This window comes from Leuconostoc sp. (genome assembly GCF_965300815.1).
Genome location: NZ_CBDKZH010000164.1, coordinates 1 through 2,100 on the forward strand (window position 1 = coordinate 1; position 2,100 = coordinate 2,100).

Annotated in this window: 2 protein-coding genes; one reads left to right on the plus strand and one right to left on the minus strand. The window is 41.0% G+C overall.

Annotation, left to right across the window (positions count from 1 at the left end; genetic code table 11):
• A partial coding sequence (locus ACW12G_RS07680; protein ID WP_455647686.1) for a septation ring formation regulator EzrA occupies window positions 1-1,140 on the minus strand: 1,140 nt, incomplete at its 3' end.
• A gap of 314 nt (window positions 1,141-1,454) precedes the next feature.
• Between ACW12G_RS07680 and rpsD the strand changes: the two genes are divergently transcribed.
• Window positions 1,455-2,066: a 30S ribosomal protein S4 gene (rpsD, locus tag ACW12G_RS07685; protein ID WP_010004144.1), complete on the plus strand. Its 612-nt coding sequence runs from the start codon at window positions 1,455-1,457 to the stop codon at window positions 2,064-2,066.
• The last annotated feature ends 34 nt before the right edge of the window (window positions 2,067-2,100 follow it).

The window sequence follows — 2,100 nt, forward strand, 5'->3', positions numbered from 1 at the left end:
TTCACTATATGACATTTCAGCAGATTCCAACAAATCATCATTATGGTTCACTTGTTCTTCTGCCGCATTAATTTGTTCTAGTAATACGCGGCGTGTTTCAAGTTCTTTGTGATTAAATTGGAAACTCTGACTCAAGCGATCCAATTCAATCGCCAGCGTACTATTTTGTTCACGCAACCGCAAAAGATCTGATGACAAAGTCTTCGCATTTTTCATGACCTGTTGCCGGGCAGTAATTTCCGTTTCCATCATGTCGTAGAGTGTATCAATGCGACGTTCGATGTAACCGTTCTGCTCAGATACTTCTTTCAGCTTCAAATCACCTAACAATTGCAACACTTGTTGGCGTTGTTGGTCAATGGCTTGTAATTCTTGTTGGAGAGTATCATTTGGGAACACATAACCTTGGGCAACTAGTTCATCATGACCGTGAGCTAATTCGTTAAGTTGATCCACGTAAACTGTATCCAACTTTTCAAACAACGGTGGAATCTCTGTCATCATCTTTTCCATTTGCGTTGTTTCCATCGCCAATTGTTCGTAGATATCCGATGCAGTTGCATGATCACCAGCTTCCGTTAAACGGGTAAATTCATCATAATCAGCTTCAAGTTGCTTCAAGAACTGATCCAATGCGCCGTTAGCTGGCCCAAACTTAAAGTTTTCAGCCAGTAGTCGCTTACGCAATTCGTCATACTTCTTCTTCAGCTCATTAATAGCATCGCGATGCGCTTCATTAATCTTTTTCAGTTCAACAAGCCCATTGCGAACATCATGAATCGTTTGCTCCGTGTCATCCACCATCGCTTCAAGGCGCGCCAACTCGTGGCGTGTTTTAATGAAGTTAATACCGCGCGCTTCAAACAAAACCAGATTGGCTTGTTGATAAATTTTTAGAAATTTATTGTTTTTAACTTCATTAAAACGACTCTCTAAGTTTTGATATTCTTTCAATGACTGCCCTGTTAAGGCTAACTTACGGCCTTCAACCAGTTCATCACGTACTTTTAGAGACATCAGTTGTGCTTTTCTATCTTTCAGGACGTTGACTTTTTTGACAGTGGCACGCTGCATGACAAAGATACCTAAGTAAGCAATGACCACAATACCCAAAACAATTGCTAATATAATTAAATTCATGTGTTTTTATCCCATTTTTATTGATTATTCTAATTTTATCACGCCACTTTTTTTTATGCCGATTTTCTCGCCTTTTTTTGCTAAATCTCAACGCGTTTACAATTTTCTTAACAACTTGCTAATTATTGCATTTTCTGGTATATTGGGAGAAGTTGTTATATTGAGTAGCAGTAAGTAAAGAAGCGCGTCAACAGCGTCCCCAAATCGTTAGTAAGGCCACAGCTACTGGCACTGAGAAACGTCAAGTTTGGCGCTGCACGCATCTGGTGCTTACCCTCAAATGTACGACAAAATACATTTTGGAGGACATATATATGTCACGTTATACAGGTCCAAAGTGGCGCATTTCACGTCGCTTGGGTGTTTCATTGTCAGGTACTGGTAAGGAATTGTCACGTCGTGCGTACGCACCTGGTGACCACGGTGCCGGACGCCGCGCTAAGGTTTCTGAATATGGTATGCAATTGCGCGAAAAGCAAAAGTTGCGTTTCACTTATGGTTTGACAGAACGTCAATTCCATTCTTTGTTTAACAAGGCTGGTAAGATCCGTAAGGGTACTCACGGTACAAACTTCATGATCTTGTTGGAACAACGTTTGGATTCACTTGTTTACCGTCTTGGTTTGGCAACAACACGTCAACAAGCACGTCAATTAGTTAACCACGGCCACATTTTGGTTGATGGTCAACGTGTTGATATCCCTTCATACCAAGTAACACCTGGTCAAGTGATTTCTGTTCGCGATAAGTCAAAGAACATTGTACCTATCCAAGTTGCTGTTGAATCAGTTGTGGCACGTCCACAATTCGTATCATTCGACGCTGACAAGCTTGAAGGTACTTTGGTACGTTTGCCAGAACGCGAAGAATTAGATGCCGACATCAACGAAGCTTTGATCGTCGAATACTACAACCGTTTGGGTTAATATCTTAAACCAAATCTGGTTAAAAAAACACCAC

Excerpts from the sequence above, each read along its gene's own strand:
- rpsD (WP_010004144.1), top strand. The coding sequence starts at position 1,455 with ATGTCACGTTATACAGGTCCAAAGTGGCGCATTTCACGTCGCTTGGGT.